The sequence below is a fragment of the Pontibacter liquoris genome, from assembly GCF_022758235.1.
In the GTDB taxonomy this organism is placed as follows: domain Bacteria; phylum Bacteroidota; class Bacteroidia; order Cytophagales; family Hymenobacteraceae; genus Pontibacter; species Pontibacter liquoris.
Genome location: NZ_JALEBG010000003.1, coordinates 272,333 through 288,393 on the forward strand (window position 1 = coordinate 272,333; position 16,061 = coordinate 288,393).

13 protein-coding genes are annotated in these 16,061 nt (G+C 53.8%); 8 read left to right on the plus strand and 5 right to left on the minus strand.

What is annotated here, in order from left to right; genetic code table 11:
- Positions 1-93: 93 nt before the first annotated feature.
- From LWL52_RS18165 to LWL52_RS18185, 5 genes are all read right to left on the minus strand, one after another.
- A complete protein-coding gene (locus tag LWL52_RS18165) occupies positions 94-714 on the minus strand; it encodes an acetate uptake transporter (RefSeq protein WP_242922873.1) in 621 nt (206 codons plus the stop codon).
- A gap of 344 nt (positions 715-1,058) precedes the next feature.
- Positions 1,059-2,483, minus strand: coding sequence for a chromosomal replication initiator protein DnaA (gene dnaA / locus LWL52_RS18170; RefSeq protein ID WP_242923818.1), 1,425 nt, complete (start codon positions 2,481-2,483; stop codon positions 1,059-1,061).
- Positions 2,484-2,588: 105 nt separating this feature from the next.
- The gene (locus LWL52_RS18175; protein ID WP_242922875.1) at positions 2,589-3,518 is read right to left on the minus strand and encodes a bifunctional metallophosphatase/5'-nucleotidase; all 930 of its coding nucleotides are present in this window, start codon (positions 3,516-3,518) and stop codon (positions 2,589-2,591) included.
- Between the two features lie 13 nt (positions 3,519-3,531).
- Positions 3,532-4,290 (minus strand): 5'-nucleotidase C-terminal domain-containing protein, encoded by a 759-nt coding sequence (locus tag LWL52_RS18180; RefSeq protein WP_242922877.1) that lies wholly within the window; start codon positions 4,288-4,290, stop codon positions 3,532-3,534.
- 143 nt (positions 4,291-4,433) lie between these two features.
- Entirely contained in the window at positions 4,434-5,768 is a 1,335-nt protein-coding gene (locus LWL52_RS18185; RefSeq protein WP_242922879.1) for an amidohydrolase, read from the minus strand.
- Positions 5,769-6,564: 796 nt separating this feature from the next.
- Here LWL52_RS18185 and LWL52_RS18190 point away from each other — a divergent pair.
- The 8 genes from LWL52_RS18190 (at position 6,565) to LWL52_RS18225 (ending at position 15,990) form a co-directional block, all read left to right on the plus strand.
- A complete protein-coding gene (locus tag LWL52_RS18190) occupies positions 6,565-7,041 on the plus strand; it encodes a YkvA family protein (RefSeq protein ID WP_242922881.1) in 477 nt (158 codons plus the stop codon).
- 91 nt (positions 7,042-7,132) lie between these two features.
- The gene (locus tag LWL52_RS18195) at positions 7,133-8,968 is read left to right on the plus strand and encodes a methylmalonyl-CoA mutase family protein (RefSeq protein ID WP_242922883.1); all 1,836 of its coding nucleotides are present in this window, start codon (positions 7,133-7,135) and stop codon (positions 8,966-8,968) included.
- Positions 8,969-8,991: 23 nt separating this feature from the next.
- Positions 8,992-9,402, plus strand: a complete 411-nt coding sequence (locus LWL52_RS18200; protein ID WP_242922885.1) for a YybH family protein — start codon at positions 8,992-8,994, stop codon at positions 9,400-9,402.
- Between the two features lie 161 nt (positions 9,403-9,563).
- The gene (locus LWL52_RS18205; protein WP_242922887.1) at positions 9,564-10,055 is read left to right on the plus strand and encodes a GNAT family N-acetyltransferase; all 492 of its coding nucleotides are present in this window, start codon (positions 9,564-9,566) and stop codon (positions 10,053-10,055) included.
- 101 nt (positions 10,056-10,156) lie between these two features.
- Positions 10,157-12,301: a methylmalonyl-CoA mutase gene (scpA, locus tag LWL52_RS18210; RefSeq protein ID WP_242922895.1), complete on the plus strand. Its 2,145-nt coding sequence runs from the start codon at positions 10,157-10,159 to the stop codon at positions 12,299-12,301.
- Between the two features lie 284 nt (positions 12,302-12,585).
- On the plus strand, positions 12,586-12,990 hold the full coding sequence (locus tag LWL52_RS18215; RefSeq protein ID WP_242922897.1) for a hypothetical protein: 405 nt from the start codon (positions 12,586-12,588) through the stop codon (positions 12,988-12,990).
- 60 nt (positions 12,991-13,050) lie between these two features.
- Positions 13,051-14,685 carry an alpha,alpha-trehalase TreF gene (treF, locus tag LWL52_RS18220; protein ID WP_242922899.1) on the plus strand — a complete coding sequence of 545 codons (1,635 nt, stop codon included), beginning with the start codon at positions 13,051-13,053 and terminating at the stop codon, positions 14,683-14,685.
- A gap of 153 nt (positions 14,686-14,838) precedes the next feature.
- Positions 14,839-15,990 carry a hypothetical protein gene (locus LWL52_RS18225; protein WP_242922901.1) on the plus strand — a complete coding sequence of 384 codons (1,152 nt, stop codon included), beginning with the start codon at positions 14,839-14,841 and terminating at the stop codon, positions 15,988-15,990.
- Positions 15,991-16,061 lie beyond the last annotated feature (71 nt).

Here is a 16,061-nt window from a genome sequence, read left to right on the forward strand (position 1 = left end):
TATACTTTGCAAAGTATAGCCGCTGCTCTTTTTAGCGTCGGTGAGATGCTTAAACCGGAACCAGCTTCGGGCGTTTTCTAAGTGCCGTTATACTTACCTGGCGGCAGCAAAGGCTACTGCAGCCGGCTTCACTGCCGCGCCCACAGGCAGCAGTGTTCTGCCGTAAACTTCGTTCAGCAGGGTTGCAGTGGCCGCATAAATGGCAGAAGCACCACAGATAATACCTTCGTAGCCGGTAAAGGTTTTAATGGCCGCATTGCCTGTCGCGTCGCCCAGGGCCAGCAAAAAGAACAGCACAGTGAGGGTGGCAAATACTACCTGCAGGGCTCGGCTAATTTGGAGGGTACCTAAAAACAGCAGCGCGGTAAAGATGCCCCACATCACCAGGTAGGCCACCATACCTGTTTCGGAAGCGGCCTCGCCCCAGCCCAGCTTCGGCATCACGAGCAGGCCCACCAGCGTGAGCCAGAAAAAGCCATACGAAACAAAGGCTGTCAGGCCAAAGGTGTTGTTCTTTTTGGCTTCCATTATACCGGCCACTACCTGGGCCAGTCCGCCATAAAACAGCCCCATGGCCAGGATCATGGCATTCATTTCAAAGATCCCGGCATTGTGGAGGTTCAGCAATACGGTGGTCATACCAAAGGCAAAAAGCCCGAGCGGTGCCGGGTTTGCAGTGGTGTCTTTCAGGGCAATCACATCTGTTTGGTTCATATAGAGCTTTGTATGTTTGAGAAAATACTTGAAAGCGGGACCGGGTAACAAAAACAGATGTAGCGGAAAGAAAGGCTGCTTTCACAACTATATATGCTCGTACTATATACACATTTAAAATGAGTTTTACAATAGTATGGCAAGCACAAACAGGTAGTTATTTACCTGTAACAGAAAAGATTAGGGCTGGCGCTAGCTGCGGCAGGAAGCCGGCAGCGCAGTGTGTGCACTTTGGAAATGATCCGCGCCAAGTATAAGCAGCGGAAAAACGGAAGAAGTATAAGGAAAAGGAAAGCAACAGGATTGCTGTAGCCCTGGCCGCTTGTTACAGAAATTTATTTTTATCAGCCTGCCTTGGATTTAAACTTCTTCTGAAGCTCCTGTATGCTGGCTTTGAATTTCTTGTCGGTGTCGATCAGGTCCGAAACAGTTTGCACCGAGTGAATAACGGTACTGTGGTCGCGGCCGCCGAAGTGGTACCCGATGGATTTAAGCGAATGGCTGGTAAACTCTTTGGCAAAGTACATGGCTACCTGCCGTGCCGTCACGATCTCTTTCTTGCGGGTTTTGGCTTTGAGCGAATCCAGGCTCACCTGGAAGTACTCGGCCACCGTTTTCTGGATGAAGTCGAGGTTTACCTCTGTCTCCACATCCTCGATGATATGCTTTAGGGCCTGCTTGGCAAGCTCCAGGTCAATTTCCTTGCGGTTGAGCGACGATTGCGCGATAAGCGAGATCAGCACGCCTTCGAGTTCCCGCACGTTCGTGTCAACGCTGTAGGCCAGGTATTCCACCACGTTGTCCGGAATATCGATGCCGTCGCTCTGCATCTTTTTCTGGATGATAGCCATCCGGGTTTCAAAGTCCGGGCTCTGCAAATCGGCCGTCAGGCCCCACTTAAAGCGCGACAACAGGCGCTCTTCCAGGCCTTTGAGGTCACGCGGCGGGCAATCGGAGGTCATCACGATCTGCTTGCCCGACTGGTGCAGGTGGTTGAAGATGTGAAAGAACATCTCCTGCGTTTTATCCTTGCCGCTCAAGAACTGCACGTCGTCGATGATGAGGATATCCACCAACAGGTAAAAGTTAGCAAAGTCCTGCACGTTGTTGGTGCGCACCGATTCGATGAACTGGTTCACGAACTTTTCGGACGACACATACAGCACAAACTTGTTGGGGTCGCTGTTTTTGATGTGGTTGCCAATCGCCTGCACCAGGTGCGTTTTGCCCAGCCCCACACCGCCATACACCATCAGCGGGTTAAAAGAAGTAGTGCCGGGTTTGTTGGCCACGGCAAAACCCGCCGAGCGCGCCAGGCGGTTACAGTCCCCCTCAATGTAGTTCTCGAAATTATAAGAAGAATTGAGCTGCGAGTTAAGGAAGTTGCGGTCAATGGTTTTGGACTCGAACGGGCTCTTGATAAAATTCTGTTCCGGCCTGTAAGAGTTCACCACGGCCTGTGGTATTTTTTTGGTCGGTATGTTGACCGTCTGCGGCTTGTTAGACTCGTTTCCACGGTCCACAATAATAGAGTATTCCAGCCTTCCCTCGCTGCCGAGTTCCTGGTAGATGACTTTTTTCAGAAGCTGCACATAGTGCTCCTCCAGCCATTCGTAAAAGAACTGGCTGGGCACTTGTATGGTCAGTACGCTGTCGCGCAGGGATATGGGCTTAATCGGCTCGAACCAAGTTTTAAAGCTTTGTTCGCCAATATTTTCCTTTATCACCTGCAGGCAGTTACTCCATACAGTAGAACAGTCTTTGATCATCCAATTTTCCAAAACACACAAGATCCGTTTGGTGAAACAAACCACTCCTTAACGGCAGGGGGGTTGCAAAAATGCTTAAATAATTTAAAACAAAAAATTATTTATTCACGAAGTTAATACAGGGTTATCCACAGGCAAAACGGCGGTCCGGAAAGCAGTCCGCTGCTTTGTCTTTTTATTGAATGTGAAGTCGATACGCCCCAGAAAAATACCCGACCAGCCCACCTGGTTAACGAGCGTTTGGCCGCCTGTATTTTGCACTATGGTGGGCACGTCGAGGAACGTATGCGTGTGCCCTCCGATGATCAGGTCGATGCCTTCTACCTGCCCGGCAAGCTTCAGGTCGTCTATCTTTTCGTCCTTATAACTATAGCCCAGGTGCGAGAGGCAGATCACCAAATGGCACTTCTGCTGTCCGCGCAGTTCCTGCACCATTTCGCGCGCCACCGCCACCGGGTCCAGGTACTCGGTCTGGCCATAGTTGTTTTTGCTTACCAGCCCCGCCAGCTCAATGCCCAGCCCGAACACGCCTATGCGCAGCCCCTGTTTTTCAAACACCTTATAGGGCTGAAACCGGTTTTTGAGGATGGTGTTGTTAAAGTTATAGTTGGCGACCAAAAACGGGAACTCTGCTTTGGGCAACTGGTTGTGCAAGCCCTCCAAGCCGTTGTCGAAGTCGTGGTTGCCGAGCGTGGCTGCGTCATACTTCATCTGGCTCATCAGCTGGTACTCCAGCTCGCCTTTAAAGAAGTTAAAATACGGCGTGCCCTGCCAGATGTCGCCGGCATCCAGCAGCAGCACATTGGGCTCCTCGCGGCGCACCTTCTCTATTAAGGAGGCGCGGCGGGCCATGCCGCCCATGCCGCCATACTTCCGCCCATCAGCGGGCATGGGGTCTATGCGCGAATGCTGGTCGTTGGTGTGCAGGATGGTCAGCGTAAGCTGCTGGGCTGCTTCGGCCGAAAAAGGCATTCCCAGCAAGCTGATACCCGCTGCCCCCACGGCCGATGCTTTAATGAAATCTCTTCTTTTCATGGTGTGCTTATACTTAGGGCAAAACCGTAACACGCGTGGCCACATCGGCCGTAACTGGTTTCCCGGCCGCCGTCATCTGCCTGATCTGCTGCAAGATGGCATCGCGCAGCAGCAAACCTACTTTCTCGGTGTTTGTGGCCGCTTTGAGCATAGCCAGATCGTCTCCGCCACCTGCCAGGTAATCGGACGTCACCAATGTATAGGTCCGGGCGGGGTCAAAGGGCTTGCCGCCAATTTTAATGTCCGTGGCCTTTCCACCCTTCACTGTGTAGGTGGCATTGCCGATGGGCGCATTCTTATTGGCTGCTGCATAATCAAACAGCGCTTTTACAGTATTGCCCTCCAGCGTGAGCACCACGAGCTCATTTTCAAAGGGCATCAGCTCAAACACATGGCCCGTGGTAATGTTGCCCTGCGGCAGCGGCTGCCGCAAGCCGCCATTGGTAGTCAGCGACAGGTCGATTGGCTTGCCGTAGAGCGGCTGGCTTTGGGCAAGCTGCAGGTCTACCACAAAGTTGCCCAGCGGCGACTGGTAATCGCCTTTACCCAGCGCCACGGGCGCAAAACCTACTACCTCGCTCATTTTATCAGTTACCTGCCGGCGGAAGGGCGCAATGAATGCTTCCGTCTGCCGGTCGGCCGTAATCGTACTGTCTACCGGCACATCGGTGGTGGTGAGGCTGGGCGAGGCCTGCCAGGTGCGTGGCTGGCAAGCCCCTAATGAGAGCACCAGCAAGGCAATTGGCAGGCGCTTAAGCCGAAATATTGTCATAGGAGAAAAGTCCTTCAGGTGATTTGTCCACAAAGGTACTGCGTTCTCAAAAGCGGCACAAATAGCGTTTATGAGATAGATCCGATGACTCTCGGGTTTGCTAGAAGCAAACAGCGCTATACTTGTGCAGCCCGGAGATACAACTACTTTTTCCCTTTACCTTCCATGTAGTTCAGTGTCAGGCCGGTCAGCGTTTTCACACCCAGCTTCATACCACTTTCATCGATGTAAAAATCGGGCGTATGGTGCGCCGCAGCTATTTTAGGGTCTTTGCCATTGGGCATGCCGCCCACGAAAACGAAGAGCCCCGGGATCTTCTCCTGGTAAAAAGCAAAGTCCTCGGCACCCGTTACGGCTTTGGTCAGGATCACGTTATCCCGTCCGGCTACCGCCTGTAACGTAGGCAGCATCTTGTCTGTCAGGGCCGGGTCGTTATAAGTCACGGGCGTTTGCGGGATGATCTCGACCTGGGCAGTAGCGCCGGCACTTTCCGCTATCTTGGTGGCGGTGAGTTTGATCTTGTCGTGGATCTGCTGCTGCATGTCTTTGTTCAGCGCCCGCACCGTGCCTTCCAGCAGCACCTCTTCCGGAATAATGTTGTTACGCACCCCGCCATGGATCATCCCAACCGTGATCACGGCCGCATCTTCGGGCAGCTCTACCTGGCGGCTAATAATGGTCTGTAGTCCCAGCACGATTTGCGAGGCTGTTACGACCGGGTCGATCCCGCCCCAGGGGTAGGCGCCGTGCACCTGCTTGCCGTTTACCTTAATGCGGAAAATGTCGGCGCTGGCCATGGTGCCACCCGGCCGGTATTTAAGTTTGCCTACTTCTGTCTGCGAGTTGATGTGCAGCCCGAAGATCACTTCGGGTTTTGGCCCTTTGTCCAGCACGCCTTCTTGTACCATCAGGTTGGCTCCGCCTACCTGCCCGACCGGCGAGCCTTCCTCGGCAGGCTGAAAGATAAACTTCACGGTGCCCGGCAGCTCTTTCTGCATACTTGCCAGCACTTCGGCGGTGGCCATGAGCATGGCAATATGCGTGTCGTGACCGCAGGCATGCATCACGCCTACTTCCTGCCCGTTATACATGGTTTTAACCTTGGAGGCAAACGGCACATCGGCGCGCTCCACCACCGGCAGCCCGTCGATATCAGCGCGCAAGGCCACTACCGGGCCCGGCTTGCCGCCTTTTAAAATACCGACCACGCCGGTGCGGGCCACGCCCGTCTGCACCTCGATGCCCAGCTTTTTGAGGTGAGCGGCAATTTTAGCGGCTGTTTCGGTTTCGTGATTGCCCAGTTCCGGGTGCGCATGAAAATCGCGGCGCCACTCAATTACTTTCGGCTCCAGCTTATCAGCCATAGCATTGGCACGGGTAAGCAGCTTGCTTTGCTGGGCAAAAGCAGGAACGGCCAGCAGGCCAAGCCCCAGAACAGTCAGCAGGGTTCTTTTGTAGTAAGTATGGTTGTTTCTCATATAGGTTAGCTCGTAAGAATAGGCGAAAGGATAAATATACAATAAATCAGGAAGAGTGATAGCAGGCCGGGGCGATAGTTTTACCTATCCTAATTCTCTTATAAGCATAGGCTATAAGTATAGGAAAGGGTTATGCAATTGGTTCTCTCTTAGGCATAAGCGTTGTAGTACCGGGTCCAACTGCCCCTCCTTGTATTATAAAGAGGCCCCTACCCCCAGGAGGGGAGCCTGTAATTGCAGGTTGGGATGTATAAGCTTTGTTGTTATGGCTATTCAAGAACATCCCCCTACCCCCTTCAAAGGGGGACTTTTCTACTAATGCTATACTTAAGCTGTACTCTCAAAGCGGCTGCCATCGTGCGGACAGGTCACGACCTGTCCCTACATAAATACAATGCTGATAAAGTTGAAGCTTATACTTAAGCTGATGTATAAACCTAAGCTATCGAGTTGATCCTAGTCCTTGGGTGGAGCGCCTTGGTGTGTTGCGGTGCCGCGCATGCGGCAGCCCGGTAGGGCAGCTTCACGCCGCCGCGCGAAACGCAAGGACGAGCCCTCGCGGGCTTGGAGCGCTCCAAAGCCAGAAATGAAACAGGAAAAGTATAAAACTGAGGAATACAGCCAGCTACCAAATATAGCTTGAAGTATAAGCAAACAACAAACAGCCCTACCAAGTATAGTAGAAAACAGAATTAAGGAAGAACTCTAGCTAACAAGTATAAATAAGTATAAAGCAGCATCTACAGCAGCTGCCAAGTATAGCAAAAGCATAAACCGAAATATCAACAAGCCACTATTGAGTATAGCCAGAAGTATAAACCAGCCTAACAGGCAATCGCCGGCAAACCACTGGCGGCAGCACCCCTCCTCTCCATCTCCCGTACAATACCCCATGCTGAAACGCTGGAAAGAAACCGTCCGCAAACTCAAAGAGGATATTTATACCTTGTACCTGGCCGCCAACGATCCTCGGATCCCGTTCGGCGCCAAAGTGGTGCTGGTCATTACAGTGGCCTATGCCTTTAGCCCCATCGACCTGGTGCCCGACTTTATACCCGTTATCGGCTACCTCGACGACCTGCTGTTGCTGCCACTGGGCATCTGGCTGTGCATTAAACTCATTCCACCGGAGGTGCTAACCGAATACCGGGCAAAAGCCAAAGAGCAGCTGCGGCAGCATAAGCCAAACTACCTGATGGCGGGCGTCATTCTCATCATCTGGCTGTTGCTGGGTTACTGGTTTTACCGGAGTTGGATTGCCGACCTCGATTAAACAGGGCTTTTAGCATCATTATCCGGCTGCAGCGCGCGTAGGCCGTAAACTATAATCTTTTATCTTTACCAGAAATTTGACCTGAAGCATCATGACGGACGAGCAGAAGCTATTTTCAGCCTTTTCCCCCACCACAGCGGCCGACTGGGAGCAGCGGGCACGCAAAGACCTGCGCGAAACGCCTTTGGAGAGCCTGACCTGGCAAACCTACGAGGGCATTGCCGTGAAGCCATACTTTACTAGGGAAGATATCCAGCACCTGAACCTGGCAGCGCAGAAACCCGGCGACTTTCCGTTTATGCGCGGGCGCACGACCAGCAGCAACAATTGGCAGAACATTTCGCAGGTGCAGGCCGAGAACACCGGAACGGCTGCCATCGATAAAGCAACCGATGCGCTGCTACGCGGTGCCGATGGCGTGCACTTTGTAGTGGAGCAGCCGCAACTTTTCGATGTGGCGTACCTCACCGAAATGATCGATTTGAGCAAACACCCGGTCAGTTATACTTTAAAAGAGCAGCCGGATGCGTTTATAACAAGGCTATACCAGGCCCTGGAAGCAAAACAGATTTCGCACCGCAACCTGCAGGGTTTTATACTATATGATCGCCTTACAGAAAACGGCCAGCTAACGCACGAGGAAAGCCAAAACCTCCTGCAGGTGCTGGACCAGACCAAAGACAGCCCCGCATTTTATGGCGTTACCGTAAACGGCACCAACTTCAGCAGCATGGGCGCTTCTATTACGCAGGAGATCGCCTATACTTTGAGCGCTGCCGTGGCGTACATTGACAGGCTAACCGATGCCGGCGAGCCGCTCGAATCGGTGCTGCGCAACATGCAGTTTTACATGGCTTCGGGCACCAATTACTTTTTCGAGATCGCCAAACTGCGTGCCCTGCGCCTGTTGTGGGCAGCGGTGCTGGAGGCTTACCAGGCATCGCCCGAGATGGCCGCTTTCCTGCGCATTCACAGCGTTTCCTCCAGTTGGTACCAGACCACCCTGGACCCGTACATGAACATGCTGCGCACCACCACCGAAGCCATGGCTGCTGTAATTGCCGGCTGCGACTCGCTGACCGTGGTGCCTTTCGACAATACCTTTAACAAACCCGATGAGTTCTCCGAGCGAATTGCCCGCAACGTGTCCATCATCCTGAAAGAGGAAGTATACCTCGATAAAGCCATTGATCCGGCCGCCGGCGCTTACTACCTCGAGTGGCTCACAGACCAGCTGGCGCAGCGGGCCTGGGCGCTGTTTAAAGAAGTGGAAATTAAAGGCGGCTTCGAAACTGCTTACCAGCAGGGGTTTATACTTGGCGCCATTACCGAGGTGAGCCGCCGCAAGTTCCGCAACATTGCCACCGGCCGCGACGTGCTGGTAGGCACCAACAAATACCCGAATCCCAAAGAGAAAATCGACTTTGACCCGGAGGAGCTGATCCAGCGTGCTGATTTCGACGTTACCCGCGCTGCTTACCCAACCGAGGTGATGCGTATGGCCACCGAGCTGCACCTGCGCAAGCGCCAGCGCCGCCCCAAAGCCCTCGTGGCCGTTATCGGCCAGGCGGAGCAACGGCACGTAAATGCTGTGTTTGCCCAGGAGTTCTTTGCCTGCGCCGGTTTCGAGACGGAAGTAGCGCACTATGCCTCGGTGGAGGAAGCCTCCCGGAAAATGGAACAGACGGCAGCAGAAGTGCTGATCGTGTCGTCGGCAGAGGCCGCTTTTGTGCGGGAATTTGGCCCACGGCTGCGCAATCATCATGCAAAGCCGACCGTTATACTTGCAGCTAACCCCGAACACATGAAAGAAGAAATGCTAGCCAACGGGTATGAGGAGTTTATCTTCGAAGGCTGCGACATGTCGGCAATAACGCAGATAGTCCATAAAAAGCTGCACGGCGACAGCGACGAAAGTGCCCGGTAGGTTTCACCTTAACCCTGCTTCCTATGACTGCATTGACAACAACGGCCTCCTTTCCCGAACCGAAAGAAACAAGCGAAAAGGAAGTGATCCAAGCCTTGGAGGGGCAGATTGCTGCCTGGAACGCCGGTGACCTGGAAGCGGCCATGGCTTTTTACTGGAACTCGCCCGACATCCTCTGGATAAACAAAACCGGCCTCGAAAAAGGCTACCAGGAAGTGCTGGACATGTTCCGCCAGGACTTTACTGACAGCAGCCACATGGGCCAGTACAGCTACGAACCGCTGCATATTGAACAGATAACACCTGAGGTCGTTTTCTTTGTTATCCGCTGGAAAATTTTGCTGCGCGGCAAACGCCTGATGGGCGGTGTTTCGTCGCAGCTTTGGAAAAAGCCTGCCGGCCGCTGGGTGATTACCTGTGAGCACGCGAGTTAGATCAATGACTGAATTTCGAATGAGTGAATGAGTGAATAATAACTCGATTTAACCTCACCTATTTACTCATTCTGAACTATAAAAAGATATGATTTTGAGGTTGAATGAAGTGACAAAAAACCATTCACTCATTCACGCAATCACTCATTCAAAATTAAGACATGCAACTGAGTGACCTTACTTTCAGAACCGAACTGAGACCCGGTGACCTTGGCTATATCACGTACCGCCATGGTGCCATTTACAGTAACGAGTGCAATTATGGGGTGGAGTTCGAGAGCTATGTTGCCTACGGCCTTTACGAGTTCTACAGCCACTACGATCCCGACAAAGACAGGATATGGCTGGCAGAGCACAAGGGCAGGATTGTAGGAAGCATCTGCCTGATTCACCGGCCCGAAAATACGGCCCAACTGCGGTTCTTCTTACTGGAGCCGGAGTACCGCGGGATAGGATTAGGCAAAAAGCTGATGGAGCTGTGCATGGCGTTCTACCAGGAGAAAGGCTATACGTCCTCCTTCCTCTGGACCACCCATGAGCAGGAAGGTGCCATTGCCTTGTACAAACGCTACGGTTTTAGATTGACGGAAGAAAAACCTTCCACGGCATTTGGCAAACCGTTAACAGAGCAGCGGTTTGATCTGGTTTCTTAAACGGATATGTCCGTACATTATAAAAGATAAAGAAAGATGAGAAGATCTGTAGCGGAATTTTTATTCACTCAATCGCTCATGCACTCATTCATAATTACGCTATGAAGCCTGATTTTTCGAAAATAGTCATAAATAAAGTAGCCGCGGCTACGCACGGGCCCAAAGACCCGCTGGAGCCAAAGACCTGGAAAACCCCGGAGCAGATAAAGGTAAAGCGCTTTTATACCCAGGAGGATGTGCAGCAATTTGAGCACCTGGATTTTGCTGCAGGCCTGCCGCCTTACCTGCGTGGGCCATACAGCACCATGTATGTGCAAAAGCCCTGGACCATCCGCCAGTATGCCGGTTTCTCCACAGCTGAGGAAAGTAATGCCTTCTACCGCCGCAACCTGGCCGGTGGGCAAAAAGGCCTTTCCGTGGCATTTGACCTGGCCACGCACCGCGGCTACGACTCCGACCACCCGCGCGTAGTGGGCGACGTGGGCAAAGCCGGCGTAGCCATCGACTCGGTAGAGGACATGAAGATCCTTTTCGACCAGATTCCGCTGGACCAGATGTCGGTTTCCATGACGATGAATGGTGCGGTGCTGCCCATCATGGCCTTTTACATAGTAGCGGCCGAAGAGCAGGGCGTGAAACCGGAGCAACTGAGCGGTACGATCCAGAACGACATCCTGAAGGAGTTTATGGTGCGCAACACCTACATCTACCCGCCGGAGCCAAGTATGAAGATCATTGCCGATATCTTTGCCTATACTTCCCGGAACATGCCGCGCTTCAATTCCATTTCCATTTCGGGCTACCACATGCAGGAAGCCGGGGCCACTGCCGACTTGGAACTGGCTTATACCCTGGCCGATGGCCGGGAGTATGTGCGCACCGGCCTGCAGGCAGGGATGGACATCGATGATTTTGCCCCACGGCTGTCGTTTTTCTGGGCCATCGGCATGAACCATTTCATGGAGATCGCCAAACTGCGGGCTGCCCGCATGCTGTGGGCTAAGCTCCTGCAGCAGTTCAACCCAAAGAACCCGAAATCGCTGGCGCTGCGCACGCACTGCCAGACCTCCGGCTGGAGCCTGACCGAACAGGACCCGTTTAACAACGTGGCCCGCACCTGCGTGGAAGCCATGGCCGCGGTGCTGGGCGGTACCCAAAGCCTGCACACCAACGCCTTGGACGAAGCCATGGCGCTCCCAACTGATTTCTCAGCCCGCATTGCCCGTAACACGCAGATCTACCTGCAGCAGGAAACCAACATTACCAAAGTAGTGGACCCCTGGGGCGGCTCATACTATGTGGAAACGCTTACGCACGAGCTAGCCCACAAAGCCTGGGAACTGATACAGGAAGTAGAGGAACTAGGCGGCATGGCCAAAGCTATCGAAACCGGGCTGCCAAAAATGCGCATCGAGGAGGCTGCTGCCCGTAAGCAGGCTCGCATCGACGCTGGCCGCGATGTGATTGTAGGCGTAAACAAGTATAAACCCAGCCAGATCCAGGAAATCGACATACTGGACATCGATAACACCGCCGTACGGGAATCGCAGTTACAGCGCCTGGCAAGTATAAAAGCCTCGCGCAACGAAGGCAGTGTACTGAACGCACTGCAGGCCCTGACCAATGCCGCCGAATCGGGCGTAGGCAACTTGCTGGAACTGGCCGTGGAAGCGGCCCGCCGCCGTGCCACCTTGGGCGAGATTTCAGATGCTTTGGAAAAAATTTATGGAAGACATAAAGCTGTGATCCGATCTATTTCAGGCATATATTCTGCCGAGCTCTCCGATGACGAAAACTTTGAACGTGCCAAAGCCCTGGCCGATGAGTTCGAGACCTTAGAAGGCCGTCGGCCGCGAATCATGGTTGCTAAAATGGGCCAGGATGGCCATGACCGTGGCTCCAAAGTGATCGCCACCTCCTTTGCCGACCTGGGCTTTGATGTGGACATCGGTCCGCTGTTCCAGACACCCGCCGAAGTAGCCATGCAGGCTGCCGAAAACGACGTACACGTGGTAGGCGTTTCTTCGCTGGCAGCCGGCCATAAAACGCTGGTGCCGCAGCTTATCGACGAGCTCCGCAAGCTTGGCCGAGAAGACATCCTGGTAATCGTAGGCGGGGTGATCCCGGCGCAGGATTACGACTTCCTCTACAAAGCAGGAGCTGAAGGCATTTTCGGCCCCGGCACCATTATCTCGGTCGCTGCCCAGCATATCCTGGAGAAGCTGATAAGTATGGTTAAGAGTTAGGAGAGTTAAAAAGTTAGAAAGTTAGAAAGTTAGAAAGTTAAAGAGTGAAGTATAAAGCCGTAGTTGATTCAGTTCAGCTACGGCTTTATGTTTGGGCGAGCGCGGAGACTTTGTCCTGGCGCCAGAATGTACTAGAAAATCTTACTATTAAATGTTACCCGATAATACTGCCGTCATATAGCCAGGCGTTATCAGGCAGCAAGCCCCTCTTTGGTACGCCAGGGCAGCAGCGTTTTAATCCATCTATACTTTGGCTACCTTTGCCTGGTATAAATTACCCCGCCATGTCTTCTAAATCTATAAAATACTTGTTAGCCGCTGCCGCTGCAGTGCTTATCCTCTATTTCATCTACGACTCCTTTTCACAGCCGGGAGTAAGTGACCTTAAAGGCAATTTTAAGGAAGTGGCTATGTACCGCAATGAGAACAATACCGGTCCAATCGTGCGGGTGTATGCGGTTACGGTGGCGGATACTCTTTGGGACGAGATGCGGAAGTACGGCGATTACATGCCGCATACCAAGTATGGCAACACCAAAGTATACTTCTTCCTGCAGGGCAAACCGGCACCGCAGCAGGTTTTTGCCGGCCAGGAGAATTTTGATCCGCAGTATAGGGCCGGCACACTGGCGAGCTACGAGAAAGATGCCATGGGCCAGGTTGCCTTCCGCAAGCATCCTTTCCAATAGGCTGATCATCATTTTGCCGGCAGCTTGCGTATGCTCTAACAATATTAACCTCTTGTTCAGATGCAGCAGCTACCGGTTCCCACATCGCTTCGCCACTTAACGTTTTGTCTTCTGTTCCTGCTACCCTTTACCTTTGCTGCCCCTCCCCTGCAGGCGCAGCAATTATACCAGCCCGAAAAAGACCTGGCCGAGCTCTTTGAGCAGGTGCAGCTGCAAGCTGTATTTCCCGATTCAAAAACCTTTCCGGACTGCATCCCTCTCTCGCCGGCCGCTGATATCGTGCGGGCCTACCGGCAGGAGCGAAACACGCCCGGTTTCGACCTGACCACGTTTGTACTGGCCCACTTTCAGTTGCCCCCGCAGCCGGGCACCAACTTCACTACCGATACTACCCAGTCGGTAACAGAGCATATTAAAGCGTTGTGGCCCGTGCTCACGCGCCGGCCGGGCGGCGAGGCAGGCTCGCTGATCCCCTTGCCCGATGCTTACGTGGTGCCAGGCGGTCGCTTCCGCGAGATCTATTACTGGGACAGTTATTTCACCATGCTGGGGCTGCAGCAGAGCGGCCAGACAGAACTGATCCAGCACATGGTGGATAATTTCACCTACCTGATCAATACCGCAGGCCATATTCCGAACGGCAACCGCACCTATTACCTCAGCCGCTCGCAGCCGCCTTTTTACGCGCTCATGCTGCGGGTACTGGCCCAGCAGAAGGGCGAAGCGGTGCTGCTAAAGTATGCGCCGGCTTTGCAGAAGGAGTATGCTTTCTGGATGGACGGCGCCGCGCAACTCTCCGCCACCAATCCGGCCCACCGCCGCGTGGTGCGCCTGCCCGACGGCAGTATCCTGAACCGCTATTGGGACGATAGCCCCACGCCACGGCCAGAGGCTTACAAGGAGGATGTGGCAACGGCCCGCCAGTCTGGCCGGGAGCCGGCGGAAGTATACCGGCACCTCCGGGCAGCGGCAGAATCTGGTTGGGATTTTAGCAGCCGCTGGTTTGCCGACGGGAAGAACCTGGCTACCATCCACACCACCGACATCATTCCCGTGGACCTGAACGCGCTGCTCTACCACATGGAGATGACCCTGGCCCAAATGGCGAAACTAAAAGGCGATAAAGCGGCAGCCCATACGTTTAAGCAGAAAGCAAAAGCCCGTCGCAAAGCGCTGCTTGCCTATACCTGGCATGCCGGGGACGGCTTTTTCTACGACTATGATTTTGTAAAAGGCACCACCACGCAGGTGCCCTCGCTGGCTGCGGTGTACCCGCTCTTCTTCTGCATAGCCAAAAAGAAACAGGCCGCCGCTGTAGCGCATAAACTGGAAACCGACTTTCTGAAGCCCGGTGGTCTGCCCGCTACCCTGAACCAGACCGGCCAGCAGTGGGATGCTCCCAATGGCTGGGCGCCGCTGCAGTGGATGAGCGTACAGGCACTTCGCAATTACAAGTATAACGACCTTGCCCGCACGATCGCCCAAAACTGGGCAGGCCAGAACATAGCCGTTTACCGGCAGACGGGCAAGCTGGTAGAGAAGTATAACGTAGCGACCCTGCACCTGGAAGGTGGCGGGGGCGAATATCCTAACCAGGATGGCTTTGGCTGGACCAACGGCGTGCTGCTCAAACTCCTTTCACTATACCCGGACCTGCAGAAAACACAGCCACAACAGGCCGAGGTGCCGCAGTAGCAGGCAACCATGGGTACAGCTTGCCCCAGTAAAAGCATCCCGGCCGGAATAACCCGGATATAGCAGGCATGAGTGCAGCACCTTACCGGCTATTTTCCTGCGCAAATCTGGCACTAGGTTTGCAACTCCTTCGTTTAAGAAGAAAGAGCAACTATGAGCAGGATTCATTACATCGCTACAGTCGTTATACTTTGCCTGGGCAGCTTTGCAGCTTTTGCACAAGGCGAAACCGCCAACTGGTATTTCGGCAAGAATGCAGGCATCACATTTAAAGGCGATACCGCTGTAGCACTTACCAACGGCCGCCTGACCACCGAAGAAGGCAGCGCCACCCTATCCGACAAAAACGGCAACCTGGTCCTTTACACCAATGGCATTACCGTCTGGAACCGTAACCACCGTGTTATGCCCAACGGCAATGGGCTGATGGGTGGCAAGTCGTCCACGCAATCGGCGCTTATACTTCCCAAGCCCGGCTCCGACAGTACGTACTACATTTTCACGACCGATATCCAGGCCCAGTCGAATGGGTTGCGCTACAGCATTGTGGACATGCGCAAGGATGGCGGTAACGGGGATGTGATCTCCCGGAACATGTTTATGGTGGCTCCTACTACCGAAAAGCTAACCGCCGTGCGCCACAGCAATGGCCGCGACTGGTGGGTGCTGGCTCACCGCTGGAACAGCAATGCCTACATGGCTTTTCTTTTATCGGGAGAGGGAGTGAGTGTAGAGCCGGTGCTGAGCAATGTGGGCACTGTGCATGGCGGGCCAAACCAGAAGGCAATTGGCTACCTGGTACCCTCGCCCGATGGCAACCGCCTGGCAGCCGCCCTCTGGAACGACAAGAGCAACTTTGAAGTGCTGGATTTTAACCGGACTACCGGTGAAGTAAGCAACCCGGTGTTGCTCAAAGGCTATACCGAGGCGTATGGCGTGGCTTTCTCGCCGGATGGCAGCAAACTGTACGGCACCACTAACAACGGCAAAATGGGCAAAGGCCAGATCGTGCAGTTCGACCTGCGGGCCAGCAATGCCGATGCCATCGCAAAATCGGCGGTGGTGGTGGCCACCTCAGGCAGCCCTACGCTGGGAGCACTGTTACTTGGCCCGGACGGCAAGATCTATGTGGCCCGCAAAGACAATTATTTCCTGGGCGTGATCGAGCACCCTAATCAGAAAGGCACTGCCAGCAAGTATACGGATAACGGTTTCCGGCTTGCCGGGCGCAAAAGCGACCTCGGCCTTCCTAACTTTGCGCAGGGCATCCGGTCCGGCACCAGCTTTAGAACAACCAGCCGATAAGCTCAGAAACATAAAAGCAGCGCGCCAGCCCCTAACAAGGCTGGCGCGCTGCTTTTAATCATATCTTCGTA

Excerpts from the sequence above, each read along its gene's own strand:
- LWL52_RS18195 (WP_242922883.1), top strand. The coding sequence starts at position 7,133 with ATGACGGACGAGCAGAAGCTATTTTCAGCCTTTTCCCCCACCACAGCG.
- LWL52_RS18185 (WP_242922879.1), bottom strand. The coding sequence starts at position 5,768 with ATGAGAAACAACCATACTTACTACAAAAGAACCCTGCTGACTGTTCTG.
- LWL52_RS18180 (WP_242922877.1), bottom strand. The coding sequence starts at position 4,290 with ATGACAATATTTCGGCTTAAGCGCCTGCCAATTGCCTTGCTGGTGCTC.
- LWL52_RS18175 (WP_242922875.1), bottom strand. The coding sequence starts at position 3,518 with ATGAAAAGAAGAGATTTCATTAAAGCATCGGCCGTGGGGGCAGCGGGT.
- LWL52_RS18215 (WP_242922897.1), top strand. The coding sequence starts at position 12,586 with ATGTCTTCTAAATCTATAAAATACTTGTTAGCCGCTGCCGCTGCAGTG.
- LWL52_RS18205 (WP_242922887.1), top strand. The coding sequence starts at position 9,564 with ATGCAACTGAGTGACCTTACTTTCAGAACCGAACTGAGACCCGGTGAC.
- scpA (WP_242922895.1), top strand. The coding sequence starts at position 10,157 with ATGAAGCCTGATTTTTCGAAAATAGTCATAAATAAAGTAGCCGCGGCT.
- treF (WP_242922899.1), top strand. The coding sequence starts at position 13,051 with ATGCAGCAGCTACCGGTTCCCACATCGCTTCGCCACTTAACGTTTTGT.
- LWL52_RS18200 (WP_242922885.1), top strand. The coding sequence starts at position 8,992 with ATGACTGCATTGACAACAACGGCCTCCTTTCCCGAACCGAAAGAAACA.
- LWL52_RS18225 (WP_242922901.1), top strand. The coding sequence starts at position 14,839 with ATGAGCAGGATTCATTACATCGCTACAGTCGTTATACTTTGCCTGGGC.
- LWL52_RS18165 (WP_242922873.1), bottom strand. The coding sequence starts at position 714 with ATGAACCAAACAGATGTGATTGCCCTGAAAGACACCACTGCAAACCCG.
- dnaA (WP_242923818.1), bottom strand. The coding sequence starts at position 2,483 with ATGATCAAAGACTGTTCTACTGTATGGAGTAACTGCCTGCAGGTGATA.